Source organism: Desulfoluna spongiiphila (genome assembly GCF_900101345.1).
Classification (GTDB): Bacteria; Desulfobacterota; Desulfobacteria; order Desulfobacterales; family Desulfolunaceae; genus Desulfoluna; species Desulfoluna spongiiphila.
This window is the reverse complement of sequence record NZ_FMUX01000001.1, coordinates 291,094-311,678: the sequence shown is the minus strand read 5'-3', so window position 1 is coordinate 311,678 and position 20,585 is coordinate 291,094. Positions and strand designations below refer to the sequence as shown.

General features: G+C 52.6%; 16 protein-coding genes. All 16 read left to right on the top strand.

Translation table 11 applies throughout. From position 1 onward, the window contains the following. Positions 1–25: 25 nt before the first annotated feature. Positions 26–886, top strand: a complete 861-nt coding sequence (gene rpsB, locus BLQ12_RS01340; RefSeq protein WP_092207503.1) for a 30S ribosomal protein S2 — start codon at positions 26–28, stop codon at positions 884–886. Positions 887–888: 2 nt separating this feature from the next. Further along, on the top strand, positions 889–1,485 hold the full coding sequence (gene tsf / locus BLQ12_RS01335; protein WP_092207501.1) for a translation elongation factor Ts: 597 nt from the start codon (positions 889–891) through the stop codon (positions 1,483–1,485). Then, a complete protein-coding gene (gene pyrH, locus BLQ12_RS01330; protein WP_092207499.1) occupies positions 1,486–2,211 on the top strand; it encodes a UMP kinase in 726 nt (241 codons plus the stop codon). A gap of 178 nt (positions 2,212–2,389) precedes the next feature. Beyond that, on the top strand, positions 2,390–2,947 hold the full coding sequence (frr, locus tag BLQ12_RS01325; protein WP_092207497.1) for a ribosome recycling factor: 558 nt from the start codon (positions 2,390–2,392) through the stop codon (positions 2,945–2,947). Further along, entirely contained in the window at positions 2,947–3,687 is a 741-nt protein-coding gene (uppS, locus tag BLQ12_RS01320; protein ID WP_092207495.1) for an undecaprenyl pyrophosphate synthase, read from the top strand. The genes frr and uppS overlap by 1 nt, the downstream gene beginning before the upstream one ends. A 98-nt stretch (positions 3,688–3,785) precedes the next feature. After that, on the top strand, positions 3,786–4,598 hold the full coding sequence (locus BLQ12_RS01315) for a phosphatidate cytidylyltransferase (RefSeq protein WP_175469420.1): 813 nt from the start codon (positions 3,786–3,788) through the stop codon (positions 4,596–4,598). Positions 4,599–4,609: 11 nt separating this feature from the next. After that, positions 4,610–5,764 carry a 1-deoxy-D-xylulose-5-phosphate reductoisomerase gene (locus tag BLQ12_RS01310; protein WP_092207491.1) on the top strand — a complete coding sequence of 385 codons (1,155 nt, stop codon included), beginning with the start codon at positions 4,610–4,612 and terminating at the stop codon, positions 5,762–5,764. A 25-nt stretch (positions 5,765–5,789) separates the two neighbouring features. After that, on the top strand, positions 5,790–7,106 hold the full coding sequence (rseP, locus tag BLQ12_RS01305; protein ID WP_092207489.1) for an RIP metalloprotease RseP: 1,317 nt from the start codon (positions 5,790–5,792) through the stop codon (positions 7,104–7,106). A 322-nt stretch (positions 7,107–7,428) separates the two neighbouring features. After that, positions 7,429–9,114: a YcaO-like family protein gene (locus BLQ12_RS01300; RefSeq protein WP_175469419.1), complete on the top strand. Its 1,686-nt coding sequence runs from the start codon at positions 7,429–7,431 to the stop codon at positions 9,112–9,114. Positions 9,115–9,374: 260 nt separating this feature from the next. Continuing rightward, complete coding sequence (locus BLQ12_RS01295; protein WP_175469418.1) at positions 9,375–10,880, top strand: sensor histidine kinase; 1,506 nt, start codon at positions 9,375–9,377, stop codon at positions 10,878–10,880. A 263-nt stretch (positions 10,881–11,143) separates the two neighbouring features. Beyond that, positions 11,144–12,535: a sigma-54-dependent transcriptional regulator gene (locus BLQ12_RS01290; protein WP_092207483.1), complete on the top strand. Its 1,392-nt coding sequence runs from the start codon at positions 11,144–11,146 to the stop codon at positions 12,533–12,535. 902 nt (positions 12,536–13,437) lie between these two features. Beyond that, positions 13,438–14,007, top strand: a complete 570-nt coding sequence (locus BLQ12_RS01285) for a GspH/FimT family pseudopilin (RefSeq protein WP_092207481.1) — start codon at positions 13,438–13,440, stop codon at positions 14,005–14,007. Next, a complete protein-coding gene (locus tag BLQ12_RS01280) occupies positions 14,004–14,882 on the top strand; it encodes a PilW family protein (RefSeq protein ID WP_092207479.1) in 879 nt (292 codons plus the stop codon). The genes BLQ12_RS01285 and BLQ12_RS01280 overlap by 4 nt, the downstream gene beginning before the upstream one ends. 53 nt (positions 14,883–14,935) lie before the next feature. Next, positions 14,936–15,424 carry a type IV pilus modification PilV family protein gene (locus BLQ12_RS01275; RefSeq protein WP_092207477.1) on the top strand — a complete coding sequence of 163 codons (489 nt, stop codon included), beginning with the start codon at positions 14,936–14,938 and terminating at the stop codon, positions 15,422–15,424. Between the two features lie 9 nt (positions 15,425–15,433). Further along, positions 15,434–16,030, top strand: a complete 597-nt coding sequence (locus BLQ12_RS01270; protein WP_092207475.1) for a pilus assembly PilX family protein — start codon at positions 15,434–15,436, stop codon at positions 16,028–16,030. 24 nt (positions 16,031–16,054) lie between these two features. Next, complete coding sequence (locus BLQ12_RS01265) at positions 16,055–20,473, top strand: pilus assembly protein (RefSeq protein ID WP_092207474.1); 4,419 nt, start codon at positions 16,055–16,057, stop codon at positions 20,471–20,473. Positions 20,474–20,585 lie beyond the last annotated feature (112 nt).

Sequence of the window (20,585 nt, the reverse complement as noted above, 5' to 3'; positions counted from 1 at the left end):
GTGGAAAAACCAAAGGAGTAAGGATATGTCTTACGTAAGCATGAAAGAGCTTCTCGAAGCCGGATGCCATTTCGGTCACCAGACCAAACGCTGGAACCCGAAGATGAAGCCGTATATTTTCGGCGCCCGCAACGGCATTTACATCATCAACCTTCAGAAGTCCGTGGGTATGTTCAAGAATGCCTATGACTTCATCGCTGATGTGGCCGCCAACGGAAAGTCCGTTCTCTTTGTCGGCACCAAAAAGCAGGCTCGAGAAGCCATTTACGAAGAAGCCAACCGCGCTGAGATGTTCTATGTACAGAACCGCTGGCTCGGCGGCATGCTCACCAACTTCCAGACCGTAAAGACAAGCATCGAGCGCCTTGGCAAGCTCAATGAGATCCAGAACGACGGAACCATTGAAAGCTACACCAAAAAAGAGCGTCTCAAGCTCGGTAAAGACCGTGACAAGCTCGAAGCCGTCATCGGCGGTATCAGCATGATGAACGGCCTGCCCGGTGCAATCGTCATCGTGGACCCCAAGAAAGAGAGCATCGCTGTTAAAGAAGCCCAGCGTCTCAACATTCCCATTGTCGCCCTTGTGGATACCAACTGTGACCCGGATCCCATCGATTACGTGATTCCCGGCAACGACGACGCCATTCGTTCCATTCGTCTGATTACCTCACGCCTTGCCGATGCCTGCATCGAAGGCCGCAAGCGCTACACCGAAAAGCGTGCCGCTGCAAGCGACAAGGGCAACGACGAAGTGGAAACCAAGGCAGCAGCTGTTGCCGAGGCCGCTGCGGGTGACACCGAAGGTCCCGTGGTTGAAGTGATCCGTAAGAAAACCGAGAATGATGCCCCGGCAGCAGACGCCGCGGCCGAGAATGCAGGAGAGTAGTCATGGCAGATATCAGCGCAGCAATGGTAAAAGAACTTCGTGAAAAGACCGGCTCCGGAATCATGGATTGCAAGAAAGCCCTGAAGGAGAGCGACGGCGATGTGGCCAAGGCCCTCGACTTCCTCCGGAAAAAAGGCCTGGCAGCCGCTGCAAAGCGTTCCGCCCGAGCCACTTCCGAAGGCACCGTCATGAGCTACATCCACATGGGCGGCAAAATCGGTGTTATGGTTGAGATCAACTGCGAGACGGACTTCGTTGCCAAAAACGAAGACTTCCAGGCTTTCGCCAAAGATGTTGCCATGCACATTGCAGCCGTCAACCCTGCCGGTCTTGCCCCTGAGGACATTTCCGAAGACGTTGTTGCCAAGGAACGGGAGATTTACCGTGAGCGCGCTCTCGAGCAGGGCAAGCCTGAGAACATCGTGGACAAGATCGTCGAAGGTCAGGTCCAGAAGTTCTACAAGGATTCCTGCCTCATGAGCCAGGCTTATGTAAAGAATCCCCAGATCACCATTGAGGACTATACAAAAGAGGTTATCGGCAAAATGGGCGAGAACATCCGTATCCGCCGTTTCGTCCGTTACCAGTTAGGAGAGTAGATGACAGCGGCGAAGCCTGCCTTCAAGCGTGTTCTTCTGAAATTAAGTGGTGAAGCTTTGATGGGTGATCAGAGCTTCGGTATCAGCCCCGACATGATGAAATACGTCGCCGAAGAGGTGAAGTCGATTCATGAACTGGGCGTTGAGGTGGCCATTGTTGTGGGCGGAGGCAATATCTTCCGAGGTATCGCCGCAAGCTCCTACGGCATGGACAGGGCACCTGCCGATCATATGGGAATGCTGGCCACCGTTATCAACAGCATCGCCCTTTCCGGTGCCCTTGAAAAGATCGGGATTCCCACCAGGGTCCAGTCCGCCATCAGCATGCATGAGGTGGCCGAACCCTTTATTCTCCGTCGGGCGGTTCGCCATCTGGAGAAGGGACGTGCCGTGATTTTCGCCGCAGGGACAGGCAGTCCCTACTTCACCACCGACACGGCGGCGGTGCTTCGCGCCCAGGAGATCCATGCGGAACTCCTGATGAAGGCCACCAAGGTGGACGGCATCTACGACAAGGACCCGGTCAAGGATAAGGACGCCACGTTCTTTCCCCGGGTCAAGTACATGGAGGTTCTGGAGAAGCAGCTCAATGTCATGGACATGACGGCGATTTCTCTTGCCATGGACAACAACCTGCCTTTGTCGGTGTTCAATCTTTCCGGCAAAGGAAATATTTTCAAAGTGGTCACCGGGGCGAAGGATATCGGCACCCTGATTGACAACTGATGATCTTACGGGTATGAAAGAGATCAGGTTCGCGATACGCGGGCCTGATCTTTTTCTGTTTTGGGGGGGCCGGATCAGCGCTGTAGACGGATCTTTGGGACCCTTTCAATCCCCCCTTGCCATACCAGATTTTAAAACCATCTAATCTAATCTTAACTAAGACAGGAAAGGTGACGATATGATCAACGCGCTTCTCGATGAGACCCGGGAGAGGATGGGCAAAACCATGGACGCTCTTGAAAAAGAGATGGGACGTGTCCGTACCGGGCGTGCCTCGGCCAATATGCTCGACAGCGTGAAGGTGGACTACTACGGTACCCTGACCCCCTTGAACCAGATGGCTTCCGTGTCTGTTCCGGAACCTCGCCTGCTCGTCATTCAGCCCTGGGATGCAACGGCCCTTAAAGAGATCGAAAAGGGCATCCTCAAAGCGAACATCGGCCTGACCCCTTCAAGTGACGGCAAACTGATCCGTATCTCCGTTCCCCCCCTTACGGAGGAGCGACGAAAAGAGATCGTCAAGCTTGTTCACAAGACCTGCGAAGACCACAAAGTGGCGGTTCGGAACATTCGGCGCGACTCCAACGAGACCCTGAAAACCTTGAAAAAAGACGGGGACATCTCCGAGGACGAGCAGTTCAAGACCCAGGACCAGGTCCAGAAGGTTACGGATGATTTTGTCGGCAAGATCGAAGCGATCTACAAAGACAAAGAAAAAGAGATTCTCGAGGTTTGATGGAACGAGAGCTTCCCGACGGACTGTCAGCAGACCGGCTGCCGGAGCATGTCGCCTTTATTATGGACGGCAACGGCAGGTGGGCGAAAAAGCGGGTGATGAACCGCGTCAAGGGCCATGAAAAGGGCGCGGGGGCGGTTCGCACGGTGGTGGAGAGCTGCACGAAGTTCGGCATTCCCTACCTGACCCTTTATGCCTTTTCCACGGAAAACTGGCAGCGGCCGAAAAAAGAGGTGGATGCCCTCATGGGGCTCCTCACGCGATTTCTTCGCAATGAGAAGGCGCAGCTTGTGAAAAATGGCGTCCGCCTGACGGCCATCGGTGAACTTCATCGGCTGCCGGACGAGGTGCGCAATGAGCTCGCTCTTGCCATGGAGGCCACGCGGCACAATGCGCGCCTGACCCTCTGCCTTGCCTTAAGCTACGGCAGCCGTTCCGAGATTGTCGAGGCGGTTAAGGGCATTGCCGACGAGGTGACCCAGGGGCGGATTCAGGCTGCAGATGTGGATGAAGAGGTGGTTTCACAGCATCTTTTTACCCGCGGCCTCCCCGATCCGGATCTTGTGATCCGCACGAGCGGGGAGATGCGCCTCAGCAATTTTCTGCTCTGGCAGTGCGCCTACAGCGAGATATTTTTTACCGAGACCCTTTGGCCCGATTTCGGCGAATCGGAGTTTACCTCCATTCTCAAGGATTTCCAGGCGCGTGAACGTCGGTTTGGAAAAGTGCTTCAGTCCTGAGTCGAGGGTGAACAAAGTGGGTACCCGAAGGGAGTATCGGCTGCCGCATGCGGCGGGACCGGTCTCCCTTTTGCTGTATTAAAAAGGATGTGAGACCCATGCACGTGAAACGGATACTTTCTGCGGTTGTAGCTATTCCCCTTCTCTGGCTTTTTATTCTTAAAGGCGGAGCCCTGCTTTTTACCCTTCTGATCATGGCTGTGGCCGTGATTGCCCTGTCCGAATACTATCCCCTGGTGGACGAAACCGCCGATCGGTTCGGAGCCCTTCCCCTTCTCGGGTACGGCTCGTCCCTTGTCATGGTGGCCCTGGCCTATGCCATGGACAATCCCTGGGGAGCCCTTCTCGGCGTGGTTTTTCTCAACATCCCCCTGGGCGGTTTTTTTCTGCTTTCCCGCTTTGAAACGGATACCAAGGTGATCAAGCACCTTTTGACCCACGTCTTTGGTCTTTTGTACATCCCCATGGTGCTGGCCACCGTGATGCGGCTGCGCATGGCGCCGGAACACGGGGTGATGTGGATTTTTACCCTGCTTGTGACCGTGGCGGCCTGCGATACCGGCGCCTTTTACGCGGGGACCTTCCTTGGCAAGCGCAAGCTCTGCCCGGCCGTGAGCCCGGGCAAGACCGTCGAGGGGTTCATGGGGGGCATGGCAGGGGCCCTGGTGGCGGGATTTGTCATGAAGGCGCTTTTTGTCCCGGAACTCGGCTGGTTTGCCTGCCTGCTGCTCTTTCCCCTGGCCGGAGCCATTGGCCCCTTGGGGGACCTGTTTGAGTCGTCCCTGAAGCGCTCCTCCGGTATCAAGGATTCGGGCCAGCTCATTCCGGGCCACGGCGGTTTGCTCGATCGTATCGACGCCCTTCTCTTCGCGGCGCCTCTGTTTTATTTCTTTATGGTGCTTGGCGCCTGAAGGGGAGTCCCATGAAATATCTGACCCTGCTGGGATCTACCGGGTCCATTGGAAAAAACGTCCTTGAGATTGTCCGGATGTACCCGGACAGGTTTGGGGTGAAGGCCCTGTGCGCGGCCACCAGCGTGGATCTGTTGGCGGCCCAGATCCTTGAGTTCTCCCCCGAGATAGCCTGCGTGATCGATGAGGTTCATCGGGACCGGCTCAAGGCCCTGCTTCCGTCAACCTGTTCCACGGAGCTTCTCTGGGGCGTCTCCGGGTACAACCAGGCTGCCTCCCATGGGGATGTCTCCATGGTGGTCTCTGCATTCGTTGGGGCCGCCGGGCTTGTGCCGACCCTTTCGGCCATCGAGGCCGGAAAGAGCATTGCCCTTGCCAACAAGGAGACCCTGGTGACGGCAGGGGACCTGGTCATGCCCCTGGCCGCTGAAAAAGGCGTTCCCATACTTCCCGTGGACAGCGAGCACAGCGCCATCTTCCAATGCCTGAACGGAGAAAACCCCAGGGAGGTGAACAAGCTTATCCTCACCGCTTCGGGGGGGCCGTTTCGCAGCACGCCCAGGGAGGCCATGGGGGAGATCTCCCTTGCCCAGGCCCTCAACCATCCCACCTGGAGCATGGGGAAGAAGATCACCATCGACTCGGCCACCTTGATGAACAAAGGGCTGGAAGTTATTGAAGCCCATCATCTTTTTGCCGTTGAGGCCCACCGGATTGAGGTTGTGGTTCACCCCCAGAGTATTGTACATTCCATGGTAGCCTATGTGGACGGGGTGGTGATGGCACAATTGGGGCAACCGGACATGAAGGGAGCCATTGCCTATGCCCTGAATTACCCCCAGCGGTTGGATATCGGCATGGAACCCCCGGATTTTGCGGCCCTGGCCGCTCTGACCTTTGAAACCCCCGACTTCTCTCGATTCCGATGCCTGAAACTTGCCTTTGACGCGGCAGGGGCCGGGGGGACGATGCCGACGGCTTTGAATGCCGCCAACGAAGTGGCTGTGGCCTCTTTTCTTGAGGAGCGCATCGGATTTCTCGACATTCCCCGGATTATTGAATCAACCATGGATGCCCATTCCGTGGTCAGTCGGCCCGTTCTGGACGATGTCCAGGAGGCAGATGCCTGGGCGCGGCGAAAAGCAACCGAACTCATATGCCCTTAGCGGCATCAACCATGCAGGATAGTTCATGACGACCAACCTTTTTTCCATCATCATCGTTTTGGGCGTTCTCGTCTTCTTCCACGAGCTGGGTCATTTTCTGGTGGCCCGGTTGTTTGGCGTGGGGGTGGAAAAATTCTCCCTGGGCTTTGGCCCCCGTATTTTTGGCCGCAAGGTGGGCATGACCGAATACCTGGTCTCTGCCATTCCCCTGGGGGGCTATGTCAAGATGGTGGGGGAGGACCCCGACGCCGAGATCACCGATGAACAGCGCCATCTCTCCTTTACCCACAAGGTGGTGTGGCAGAGAATGCTGATCGTGGCCGCAGGACCCGTTTTCAACCTGGTCCTGGCCGTGGTGATCTACACGGGCCTCTTCGGTGTTCACGGAGTCAACGGCCTTGCCCCGGTGGTGGGGCAGGTGGTGGCGAATACCCCGGCATCCCATGCGGGCCTTGCCTATGGCGACCGGGTGACTGAGGTGGGCGGGAATTCCGTGACCCTCTGGAGCGATCTTGTGGACGCCATCGAATCCAGCGACGGCAGGCCTCTTTCCCTTACCTACGAGCGGGCTGGAGACCCACGGACCGTTGAACTCCTTCCCGAAGCTTCCACCACCCGGAACCTGTTCGGCGAAGAGGTCCCCTCCTGGGCCGTTGGCATCGGCCCCATACAGGACCCCGTCATCGGAGGGATCCAAGGCGATTCTCCGGCTGAAAAAGCGGGCCTTAAGGTCATGGACCGCCTCCTTGCCGTGGATGATACCCCCCTTGAGTTCTGGGGGGACGTGGTAACGGCCATCACGGGAAGCAACGGCAAGGCCGTGGAGCTGCTCCTGCTGAGAGACGGCGCCGAACTTACCTTGAGCCTTCAGCCGGAACAGCTCGACGGCAAAGAGGGCACCTGGCGTATCGGGATCGCCCCCTATTACGAGGTGGTGAACAAGCGCCTCGGATTTTTCGGCTGTATTACCGAAGGTGTGGCCAAAACCTGGTTCCTCGGCAAGCTCATGGTGGTGGGCCTTGTGAAGATGGTCAAGGGCAGTATACCTGCCGATCTGGGGGGCCCCATCATCATCGCCAAGATGGCCGGTGACCAGGCCCGTGTGGGACTCTCATCCCTGATCTCTTTTATCGCCTTCATCAGCATCAACCTGGCCATCCTCAATTTTCTGCCTATTCCGGTGCTGGACGGCGGGCACCTTCTCTTCTTCACCATCGAGTGGGTGACGGGAAAGCCGGTGAACGACAAGATCCGAGAAACGGCCAGCCAGGCAGGCATGTTTCTCCTGCTGTCCCTCATGGTCTATGTTTTCTACAGCGACATCATGAAACTTTTTTTCTAAGGATGACGCTTTTGCCGGGGACCCTTTGAACGGCTATCTCCGGCACATGGGTGATATAAAAAGGCTCCGGGAGTGATTCCGGGGCCTTTTTTTGTGGGGCGGGGTAGCCTCCGGCGGCCCTTCCGGGGGGCAAACTTTCGAAAAGTTAGACAAACAGGTCTTATGATAATGCGCTTGAATGAATGTCGGTTTTAAGGCGGATGTAATTTGCCCCGAGGAACGAGGGGCAAAGCACATCCGCAACCTGCTTTCAAGGTGGCACACCTTGCCGCCGGAGGCTCGTTTTTTTCTGATCGTTATCCATAGAAACAAAGAGGCGAAGATGATTGATTATCGATTGAAATTAAAGGCCACCACAGCGGCCACGGGTTTTTTTGAGGTGGTTCCCGAAGGGGTGGAGACCTTGGAGGCGGCCCTTGCAGCCCTTGGCAAATCCCCCATGGATTCGTTTATGCGGCAAAGGGCCCTGACCTTTTTGGGAAATCTCGGGGAAGAAGGGCTTGGCGCAATGCTGGCTGAAGCCGATCTTTTCGTGAAGGGGCTGATCTATGAGGCCTGCCTTGCCTTTGATGCCTTTGCCGGGCTGAGAGCATCCCTTGAAGGGGAGGGGTGGAGCCCGGAGGCGGTCGAGAGTCCGTTGACCTATGGGCGCTATGTGGCGGCACACGGCACCTCGGCACACCCGTGGACTGAGATGCTGGTCGAGAACGTGGACCGGCTGGTGGAGCTTCCCTTCTTTGGCGACGCTCCGGTCCTTTCGGCGGCACCCGAGCCCACCGGTCCTTCCGAGCCCCTTCCCGTAGCGGCCATGGCAGCGGAGATTCGGCAGGAGGTCTCTGCCATGGAGAGGGTTTCAGCCGCCGAAACAGCCTCCATTGCCAAGGCCAAGCTCGAAGCCGCAGGCATTTTCACCGGCAGCGAGATGCGCCATCAGGCCTCCCTTTCGCCCCTGGCCCTTCAGCGGACGTGGAAGGTGGCTACCCGGGTTTGCCAGGGCGATCTGGCCTATACCCTCACGGGAGAGCAGACCAGCTATGGCAAGGGCCTATCCCTTGCCGATGCCCGCGCCTCCCTGTACATGGAGATTGCCGAGCGCTTGAGTTCCTACGCCTCCATTGAAGACGGGCATGTGACAGGAACTATCCAAGGTCACGAGGTAACCAAAGCCCGCCACAGCGAGCTCCTGGCCAAGGGAAAAAGGGCGCTGGATCCCAACGCATTGATGCTGGATGTCCCCTACCGGGATGAGCCCCTTCACTGGATGGAAGGGACCATGGTAACAAGCGAAGGTGAAAAGCCTGTCCTGGTGCCCGTTCAGGCGGTGTTTCTTTTTATGAACCTGGATGAACCGAGCCTCTTTTCAAGCCTGGGTTCCACAGGCCTTGCCTCGGGCAACACCTTTGACGAAGCGTGTGTTTCCGGTCTGTATGAAGCCCTGGAGCGGGACGCGGAGGCCACCCAGCCCTTTGACCCGGCTCTCTGCTTTGAACTGTACACTGCCAATGAGAACCTGGGGCCTTTGCTGTCCGCTTACCGGCAGGAGGGCGTAAGCCTTTTCTTCCAGGAGCTCACGGGTCGTTTAGGCGTTCCCATCTGCAAGGCCATGGTCATCGATCACGAAGGCGCCGTGGCCAAGGGCTGCGCCGCCCACCTCGATGCCCGGCGGGCCGCGGTCTCCTCCATGACCGAGGTTCCCTTTGCCTTTCCCGGTGGTGAGGCGTCCATGGCTCCTCCGACACGGCCCGTTCCCGTCCATGAGGAGCAGCTTCCCGATTACTCCACGGGCTCGGCATCCGGTGACAGGCGCCTCCTTGAAGCACTCCTGGCAGAGGAGGAGTTTACTCCTGTCTATGTTGAGCTTACCCGGAAAGACCTTGAAATTCCTGTGGTAAAAACCTTGGTGCCCGGCTTTGCCTTTACTGCTGATTTCGATCGGTTTACCCGTCTGAGCCCGAAAACTGTCAATTGCGCTGCGGCCATGATGAAAGCAAGGCACTGCAACCACTGATATTTATGGGTGACTTTTTTTTTGCTTTTTACTAAAAGAGAAAAGGTAAAATACCTCCGGCGGGTCGCTTTTTGAAAAAAAGCTCCGCAAAAAACGTTTCTAATGTGAAAAAGTGGAAATTATTTCGGCGGAGCCTGGAAAGGCTTACTTAAGACCTGTTTGTCAAACTTTTTAAACGTTTGGCCCCCGGCAGGGCCGCCGGAGGCAATATCCCTCCCCCCGCTTTTTTTTGAGTTGAACTCAACGGAGACATGTCGCTTATGTCCAATGGCATCAAGACAAGCATCAGCGTGAACCTTGCGTTTCTCTTTCTTTTTGCCATGGGGGTGACCGCCTTTTCCGCCCTGACCTTGGTGCGTCAGGTGATGGTAAAAAAGGAGGTGGAAAGGGCCCTTCACCTGGCCCGGGCCGTGGCGGACTTCGGATTCGACGGGGCCGGTAAACGCGATGTGGCGGGACTGCGTTTTGCCCTTGGGGGGATGGTGGAGGGCAGCGCCATCACCCTTGTGAAGGTGTCCCTCTTGGATGAGGACTTGAGTTACGGGTTTGGCAACGACCCCCGGGTGGGAGAGGCCGAGACGGCTATCGCCAAGGCGATTAAGGCGGGGGAACCCCTTATTGACAAGGGGAACGGGACGCGACTGCTCGGCCTGGATGGCGCGGTGATCGCAGCTGTTCCCTTTGACGCCCCCAGGCGTGGCGGTGTGGCGGCGGTGGTGGCCACAGGCAAAGTGAGCGCATGGCTTACCGACACCCTCAAATTATTGGCCCTGTATATTCTCATCAACCTGTTTGTGGTCACCTTTACCGGGGTGAGCCAGGTATCTAAAGTGGCCGTCAAACCGGTGGCACGTCTCCTTGCAAAGGCCGAAGATGCAGGTACCGAAGACCCCTTTGTCTTTCAGGAAGAGACGGGCAGTGAGTTTTCAAAGCTCTCCATGGCGCTGAATACCATGATCAGCCGGATCAACAAGGACCGGGAGAAATTGAAAATTTCTGTGCGGGAACTGAAGGATGCCAACGCCGAACTCTCCCGGGCCCAAAAGGACGTGGTCCGAGCAGAAAAACTGTCGGCCATGGGGCGCCTTGCCTCCGGGGTCGCCCATGAAATCGGCAACCCCCTGGGAATCATTACCGGGTACCTCTCCCTTATTCAATCCGCCGAAACAGACCGGGAACGTACCGACTACATCGCTCGAACGAACGAAGAAGTGGCGCGTATCGACGGGATCATCCGCCAGCTCTTGGATTTTAACCGCAGCGGAGACTGCGGGGAAAAGGCGGCTGTGGGCGTCCATGAACTGGTTGCGGAAATCCGTGAGCTGGTGCGCGTGCAGCCCCTGTTAAAGGGGATTCATTTCACCACCGACCTGAGCGCCCGTGATGACGGCGTCATGGCCACCCGCGGCGCCCTGCGCCAGGTGTTTCTTAACCTCGTGTTAAACGCCTCCGATGCCATCGCCGCTGCAGGCAGAGACCAGGGCACCCTTGGAATCACCACCCGCAACGTCCTTGAAGACGGCGGGCGCCGGTTCTTAGAGGTTATTGTAGAAGACAACGGATGCGGGGTGTCCGAGGCGGATCTCCCCAATATCTTTGACCCGTTTTTCTCCACCAAGGAGCCGGGGCAGGGCACCGGCCTGGGACTCTCCGTCTCATTTCTCATTGTGGAGGGCCTGGGCGGAAGCCTGCACGCAGAAAGTTGTCATGGTGAGGGGACGCGTATGGTGTTGCGCTTTCTTTCGATAAGGGATGGGGGCATGTAAAAAGAAGCCTCCGGCGGCCCTGCCGGGGGCTAAACTTTTAAAAAGTTAAACAAACAGGTCTTAAAAAATGATTATTGAGTAACGCCTGTTTTTTTAGGCGGATGTGCTTTTCCCCGAGGAACGAGGGGGGGGAAGCACATTCGTAAGCTGGGGTCCAGGGGATCATCCCCTGGCCGCCGGAGGCATGCTTTTTCTGTCCACTTTAACCATAGACGGCATATTTTTGCCTGTCTTATTTTGTGTTTGTTTCTAAGGAGAAAGGCGTGGCGGGAAAGATCCTGATCATCGATGATGAGAAGAACATGCGGCACATGCTTACGGCCCTCCTTGAAAAAGAGGGCTATGCCGTGGACACGGCGGCCTCCGGGGGCACCGGCGTCAAGATGGCAGCCAGAGCCCTGAAGCTGGATGCCCCGTATGATTTTATCCTTCTCGACGTAAAGATGCCCGGCGTGGACGGGATCTCCCTCCTGAAAGACAATAGGGGGACTCTGACCCGCTCCATGGTGATCATGATGAGCGCGTACGGCACCATCGACACGGCTGTTTCGGCCATGCGCCACGGTGCCTTTGATTTTATCTCCAAGCCCTTCAAGCCCGATGAGGTGAGCCTTCTTCTCCAGCGCGCCGCCGAGCACAGGGATTTAAAAAACGAAAACCTCTACCTTAAAGACCAGCTGGGCCGCATGGAAGGCCGATTTCGATTTTCCAGTATGGTGGCAAAGAGCGATGCCATGAAGTCGGTATTTGCCCTGGCCCGCAAAGCGGCCCGGTATCCCACCACGGTGTTGATTTTTGGCGGCAGCGGCACCGGCAAGGAGCTCATCGCCCGGGGTATCCACGGGGAGAGCGACCGGGCCCAAAGGCCCATGGTTCCCGTGAACTGCGGCGGCATCCCGGAGACCCTCATGGAGAGCGAGCTTTTCGGGCACAAGAAAGGGGCTTTCACCGGTGCCGTTTGTGATAAGAAGGGGCTCTTTGAAGAGGCCGACGGCGGGACCCTTTTTTTGGATGAGATCGGTGAGCTGCCCCTCTCCATGCAGGTAAAGCTCCTGCGCGTGCTCCAGGAAGGCGAGGTCCGACCCGTGGGGGACGTGCGAACCCGCAAAATCGATGTGCGCGTCATCGCCGCCACCTCACGCAACCTGCGGGAAGAGGTTGCCAAAGGCGCCTTTCGGGAAGATCTTTACTTCCGCCTGAACGTACTTTCCATCGCGCTCCCTCCCCTTGCAGGTCGTCAGGAGGACATTCCCCTTCTCTGCGATCATTTCTTAAAGACCTTCAACCATAAGCTCGGTTGCCAGGTTTCCGGCGTGTCTCCGGCTGCCATGAAGCTTCTTTTGGCCTACCCCTGGCCCGGCAATGTCCGGGAGTTGGAAAACGCCATGGAGCGCTCCGTGGTCTTGACCGACAGGGAGCGTATCGATCCCGCTTCCCTGCCTTCAGCCATCACAGGGTCCCAACCGGGACATCCCGTGAATGGGCATTTTTCCCCGGAAGGGTTTTCCCTCAAAGCCGCTGTGCGAAAACTCGAAGGGGTGATGATCCGCCGCGCCCTTGAAGAGACAGGCGGGAATCGCACCCAGGCCTCCAAACTCCTCGAAATCAGCCATCCGTCCCTCCTTAGCAAAATGAAACTCCATCACCTCAGGTGAGTCCTGGGGGCATTTCCTCCTGTTATTTAGCCATAATACCTGATTTTTACGAACGGCATAAAAATATAACATACAAAAGCGATGCCACCGGCGGCAAGGTGAGCCACCTTGAAAGCTTTCTGCCGTAACACTTTAAGCATGCGTGCATAAATTGTCAGAATAAACAAGTTTAGCCGCATGCAGTTTATCTTATTAATACGGCAGGCCATATGAGTCAGGTGATTTGCAAAATAAGTTGTACGTATATATGCCTGCAAGCTTAGCCCTCGTTCCTCGGGTTAAAGCGCTGCGGGATTGATGGTTGACTTGTGCATTCGTTTTTTGATCGAGCCTTGAGTTATATATTCTCTCGGAAAATAAGTGATGACTTTTGACTGATCTGGAACATGTTATGCCCCGACGTTTAGTTTTGGATTCGTAAGCGATCGTAAAAAAAAATGTTTTGACAGATATTCAGCTGAGTTATGCGTTGTGCTGCTAATGTCGTTTTGTTTCAAGCTTTTATGGTTGTGTGGATGTGCGTGCGATAAGGGGATATAAAAAATATTTATAATTGTTTTTTACTTAAGTGCCTGCTTTTATAGTGTTTTGTTTTTGGGCGTAAATAGTTTTGATAGCACAATTGCATTGTGTGGGGCTTCGAGTGTGCGTGCGGTACTGGCTGACCGATTGATGTGTTCATTCCATAGAGCAATAATCATGGCGAAATCCTTTTTACTTGTAATTCTTCCATACCAGTGGAATTGTCGATTGTTAAACAATGTTCATTGTTGGTTTGAGTCTTGCTTGGTATGTGTTGTGGGTAAGAATAGAAGCTGAATGTTTTGTGTAGTATCAAACCTAAATTATAGTAATTTTTTATTGTAATATTTTTACTGTCGTAAATCTCCCGGGAGCGTATCATGAAGAATCAAAGAGGCTTTACCCTCCTTGAGATAATGATAGCCGTCGCCATGATGGCCATTGTGGTTGCTATCGCCTCGCCTGACTGGCAGGCATTTATCTCGAATCGGCGAACGACCGGTGCATCAAGGGAGCTCTACAACGTCCTTCAGCACGCACGCATGAAAGCCATCAAGGAGGGACAATCTATTACGGTGATCTATTTCGACGACAAGGGCGATGCGGTGTCTGGCGCGAGTGATGATGCTCCGCAACCTTTTGCAGCGGCTCGGATCAGCTGGGACCAAAATGGAGACGGGACACCCGCAACCACGGAGATTTTCAGCACTTCAAATCATGTCCTTTGCGATACCAACCAAGACTCCATGGCCTACACCTCACGGGGGATTCTCTTTGGGGGCAACAGTGGGACCCTGAGGGTCTGGAATGAACGCACACTTCGTCAGTACAGTATTGTTATCAATAATTTGGGCGCAATGAGGCAGGCAATAGGGATTCATAACGCGTCAAGCAGCAAAGCCTCATTTTGGAGCGGTTCCCAAGGCGGGGCGGGGGGGGGGCAGCCATGAAGACCATGCAAAAGAGTTCCTCTATATGCACATTGGAGGTGCCGGTGCCCACATGCTCCATGGGTTTTACACTCCTCGAAATCCTGGTGGCTTTGGCCATGGGTTTCATTTTTATCACGGCACTTTTCACCCTGATTATCCATCAGACCAAAAGCCATGAAGACCACCAGATGAAGGTGATGATGCAGCAAAATGGCAGGGCGGCGCTGGCTGTCATCGGAAATGACTTGATGCTGGCCGGATATTCCCCTGTGCCTCGGGACGACGGAGGCTCAGGCCGGCTGGCCACCTTTCGCGTTGCAGGTATGACACACATGGACTTTACCTTTGATGCAAATGCAGATGGTGACATTGATGAGAAAGACTCGGCTGAAAACAACATATACATTGAGAGGACCGTGCTCGAGTACTTTGATGCCAGTAATCAACTTGGACGGAATAACAACACAAACCGACTGCTCCAAGACGTCGAGGCCTTTCGGGTGCTGTATGCTTATGATGCAGATGATCTGGGTGCCGGATCCGGCAGCTATGGTGTGCTAGAAAAAGAGGCTGATGCGGTGAGGTGGGCCTATGACAGCACGCCGGAAGATACCGAGCTTAAGCTCACCCACTACTATACCTTAGATGCAGCAGGGAAATTAGCAGGCGATGATGTTGCAGAAACCCCCATTGAAGGGCCTGATCCCTCCCTTGACCGGATTCGCGCTGCCAAGATCTGGCTGCTCATACGAAGCAACAAGCGCAAGGCCCAAAATACATTCGAAAACCAAGTTGATTTTATCCCTGACTTTTCGGTTAGAGGTCTTGATACGGCCAATTACTCCTATCGCCTCTACACCACCACGGTGAAGTTCAGGAACATGTACTATTGAACACTAACCGGGACTCTGATTCCGGATTTTGTGCCCATTGTGGAGACCTGACGATGAAAAACAAAGACGGATTTACCATGTTGGAAGTGCTCTTTGCCATGGCAATTTTTGCCGTGGCCATGTTCGGTGTCATCGGCCTTCAGGTCCATGCGATCCAGACCGACGAAGAGACACGCCGCAAAGATATGGCGGGGCAATTGCTCACGGCTGGGGTGGAGATGGTGGAATGCACCGATTATGGTGCCACGTCGAAGGCAAACGATCTGTTCCGAAACGGCAATGTCCTTCCGGATACTGGGTTTGGTGCCTTTGTGGATGATGTACAAAATGAAAACATCAGTATGCCATGGATGACGTGGAATAACGGAAACGCTTCTCTTTATCTGCGGCACGAGGTTGACGACCGGGATGTGGACGGTGACGGAGACACGGATTTTTCTGTTCGAAACGTCTACCTTGTTGCGGCTTGGAAGTCCATCACGACCAGTGGAATAAAAACCATGACCCGCATGATGGTCAAACCGCAAAATAACTTGCAATAGGGAGACGAGATGTCGAAACATCTGACCGACGATACCGGGGCCGTGATGCTTTTTACCTTGTTGTTTATTTTGATCATTACCGTCATGGGGCTTATCGCAACCCAGACGTCGGTGTTTGAGATCAAGATCACTGAGAATTCGAGGCGGTACAATGAAGAGTTTGCAAGGGCCGAGGCAGCGCTGAACGATGCCATCGCCAACTTCAGGAACATGCCGCCGTTTTCAGAAACCACTCAAACCACATTCGGTGGCGGCGAAGCAACCTCAGAGACACGAACCTATGTCATTGAAAAGGTACTGAACGATACCCGATACGCGGATTACCGAACCGCTTTTTACAAGCATGGCAGCTACCCTGTAAGCAGCCCGTCGGCGGCCATTGAAATACGTCGGATTGAAAAAAAAACAGCGCCTGTTCCCGGCCTGTCAACTCAGGCCAACAACGTTCCTAAAACCTTGCCTCATCGCTACTATGCAGGCTCTATTGATAAGCGGCGGTTTGCTGTGACGGCAACGGCACTTAAACGAAATTCTACCACATTTTCAACTATCTGGGTACAGAAGGGTATTTCATTGCCTGCGGAGCAGGATAAAGATCTGTTCTAAGATGGCTTTGACAAGGAGGATAAGATGAAACGAATTCTGATGATGGTGGTATTCCTGTTCATGTCTGCATCAATTGCCGCTGCCTACGATATTGACGTGTTTGATGAATGCTCTGTCGCCATAAAGCCCAATGTGTTGTTTTTGATGGATACGTCTTTGAGCATGAGGCGGCAGGATGTGATTGATGATGGTATTGAGGATTACAACAGTGAAGGTGCGTTTGTCATAAATTATGATTCTGCAGGCAATCTTGTTTTAAAAGACAAAGATGGAAAAGAGTTAGATCAAAATGCGGATTTGGATAGCAGTGGTCAAGTGACAATTCCAATTTCTGATGGGTGGTATTGGGACATAAGTCGCGATGAACGCAATGATGACCCATGTTCTGATAAAACAGGGGCGCTGCTTCAAAAATGTAAGATTATGAGACAAAGCTACATGGATAGAGATTTTGTAGGAGATCCTCAGCCTTGGAATCTTTTAGTTGATATGGAAACTGTTGATGAAGATCAGGTGTTTAGGAGGTCTACAAGTAAGATTTGGGTTAAGGTGGAATGGGAAGAAGAGTATACAAAAACAATATTGGGGGTTACGTATAATCTAACAAGAGACGTGCCTCTTAAGCTCAGTAAGATTAATGACCGCGAGGTGTTAGAACAGTTTTTGCGGTTTGGGTATTATGAAGGAGATTTCAAAGACGGTAAGGTCGATCGTGCTTCTAATGACATGCATTTGTATGTTACCGGCGATTATATGAACTATATGGTTTATGTAGAGGGTGCTCAGAAGGATATTGACTGGGGTGATTACGGAAGTGACTATCAATCTAATTACGATTATCGTTGCTACCACAACAATACCAATCACACTTGTGATGGAAATCCTGAGTTGGGATATGGGGATTATATCTCCAATAAAGTGTATGTGAAAATGGCAGGGGACATAAGGCCTTTTTTTAGTATTGAAAATTGGGAAGAGAGCGATATACCAAATGGCGTTTACATAGATGATAGGTACAATGAAAACGTCGCAATCATTGGGTGTGATAAGGCTCTTGATGGATATTCCGATCATCCAGAGTATGGTGGTTTGAAAGTACACGGTTGGGTAAAAGCAAAGGTTATTGAATTCGAAGGGACTGGGTGTACTGATTTTTTTGGGGTGTTGGCCATTAGATACACTCTTTTCTCAGGTAATTTTCTGAACTATCTGGATATGAAGAAATCCAGGCGCTACAACGCCATTGATGCCATGTGGGATGTGATCAGCGCACGGCCCCATGATGCCCGTTACGGCATCATGCAGTTTGACCTCGGGATTCAAACCAAATTTTTTGACCTTTCTCATTGGCAGAGCCAGGGCGCTGACCTTTCAGTCCCTTGTGAGGATTGTTATCCCACGGCAAATGGGGATCTGTGTGATCAACTGGCTGATATCAAGAGAGTCCTTTACGGTAAGTTTAGCCATAAGGATCGTATGACCAACCCTGAGTTTGGTCAGCCTCTCTATTTTGGTCATCCCGCCGACATTTCCAAGGAGACACCCCTTGCAGAGTCACTTATCGAAGCAGGGTGTTACTTTGCCGGTGCAGAGAGTTGGTTTAATGATGATCCGTTTACAAGTGGCTTTTTTGACGAAACCCATAGTGGCGATGGATCTTCAGCAAAGTGTACGTACAAAAGCCCCATTCAGTGTCCCGACCAAAAGAATCATGTTGTAATTTTGACGGATGGGTCTCCAAGGGACGATTTTGAGATTTTTGATGGTTTCCTGACGCGTAACGGTAAAGGGGCTACTTGGATGAACATTATAGAAAAGTCATTTGTCTGTTACGACCCCAATGATAATACTAAGCTTACGAATACCAAAATAGGTAATTATTATAAGTCCGACCCGTTGTCCAGTGATAATGATGTTTGGATGTCAAAGATAATCAAAGGCGATAACGGGAAATATGCCACTTTAGGAAGTGTTAATTACAAGCAAAAATGGTTGGATGATGTTGCAAAGTTTCTTTATGACTATGACATGAGTAATTTATCAAATGAAGAGGGACGGCAGAATATTCATACCCATGTCATCGGTTTTGAGATCGAAGCCGGTAATAGTGAAATTGATAGATTCTTGATGGAGTTGACCGCTGAAAATGGCCATGGCCGTTATGTGTTTTCCGATGATAAGGAAAAATTAAAAGAAGAAATTAATGCTATCCTCGATTCTGTTATGGAAGATTTCTCATTTTCCTCTGCAGCTACCCCTGTCAATCAATCTGACATGATTTATACGGGAAATGACCTGTATATGTCTTCTTTTATTTATGAATCCGGGGCAAGGGGTCGTGGAAATATTACCAAGTTTGACCGCGACGGAGATGTCGTGAAAGGGTATGGACCAGCAGACTTGTTTGATGAAGATGGCAATGTAAAACCCACCACACGTGACTGTTGGTACCCAGGAACAGCTCCCACAAATAATCCAGCCGACAACCCAAAAGCCAAGGATGGGCTTGCTCGGATACTTTACGATCAAATTAATTCAAACCTTTCCTTTAGCGATAGTTCTACTCCAAGAGAGATATTAAATGCGGTAAGGCAAACCCGGAATATTCTTTTTCTACGTGGCGGATTGTTAGAAGATATTACTGAGTTAGCTTTAGATGGATCAATTGAAATTCTCAAAGAAGGCGGAGGGCATTATGGGGATAATGACAACCCTCAGGCAGGTGGTGAGTTGGATCTTTTCCTCTCACGGAAAATTTATGGGTATGGATACAACTGGCCATTGGGAGACATCGTTCATTCAAATTTGGCCGTTGCATATTATCCGGACCCAACGAATCCCTGGTCTAATGGGTCAAACTATCTTTTTGTAGGAACTAACGCAGGGTTGCTTCATTGTTTCAATGTGAGTTCAGGTGCCGAAGAGTGGGCAGTTGTGTATCCTGATTTCAAGGACCGCCTTCATCAACTGGAGAGCTTTTTTGACGATGAAGAACACTGGTTCGCTGACGGCTATATTACCCTGTACTATGTTAATGACGATCATCCAGGCACGGTTGATGGAAAAAACATCGCGTATGTGGTTAAAAATCCAAAGTACCTCATTGCCGGAGAGCGGCGTGGGGGTGAAAAATATCATATTATCGACATTTCAACCGTTGGGTCCCCCTTCTATAATGGGGACGTTGGAAAAGAAACCGATGCTCATGCATGGGGGCAGTCGTGGAGCAATCCCCAACTTTGTCAGGTAAAGGATAGCTATGGAAGGCGAACAAAGGGTTTTATGGTGGCGGGGGGGTACGATACCAATCAGGATGATATATATCTAAGTTCTGAAGATGATGAAGGGCGATTTGTTGCCATCTACAAATTCGATGGAACCCCGATTCATATATTAGGGGTTGACGCAAGTGGGGCACCCGACCTTGCAGAAGCCTGCATCGTGGGAGCACGCATAATTGATCACGACCATGTTGGTGGCAAGAATCGCATCTTTTCCCGAATTTATGCCGGTGATCTTAAGGGGAATGTGTATACGTGGGAGGATGCACAGCAAAATGGTGCATGGGGACGCGGGAATAAACTATTTTCCGGGCCGACATTTCCAGTATCCATAGGGGGTACCACCAGGACCCTGTATCAAAAAATATTTTATGCACCCGTGGCTGGTATGGCATGCTCTGAAGACCGGGTCTTTTTCTGTACTGGGGACCGAGAGCACCCTTTAAGTGACTATTCTGGATTTAAAGACAGTGTTTATAGTGTGCCGGATAGCCGTATCAAAACATACACGCGCAGTGATTTGACCAAGTTTATCCTTGATGCAAGTTCTATCACTGAGATGGACAAAGATGGAAATACCCTTCCGGCAACTGGAAGTATTCCAGGTGGTGTGGTGCAGGAAGTGTATGGAAACATAGAGAAGGCAGAATCAGGTAATATGACATCGTGTAAAGCTGAGTGCGATGATGCTGCCCTTGCTTGTATCGAGGCATGTGCTATTGGTGTTGAGACTAATAATCATCATACCTGCGAGTTGGATTGCAGCTTGAAGAAGGAGCATTGCAATCAACAGTGTGGCAGGGGATGGTACTTTGATTTTATTCGAGGCGGTGAAAAAGTTGTCTCGCCTCCGATCGTGATGGACGATGTCTTAATCTTTGGTACCTACACCCCGCCAACGATAACCATTACGGGGGACGTGTGCAATGCCGGAGGTACCTGTGTCCCCGGTAGAGGACGTGTTTATGTTGTCAGTAGCTGTGAAGACTCTTTTGCTGTAAAATCATACAAGCTTGTGAACAATCCAATGCCACAACCTTCGCTTGTCTTTGACGCGGACTCCGGAAAGGTTCTCGTGAGTACCGGGGACGGGACCATTATCGATCCCCAGTTGCCTGTGATCGTGCCCGATTACTGGAAGCACAGCGGTTCCGCCCTGTAGTCCCTCTGAAATAAAATTAGCTCATTTACTAAAGCCAATCTGACAATCAGCGGGTTGGCTTTGGTGTGTCTGAAGGTTAAAAACAGCTTATAAAGGGCGTGGGGATAGGTCA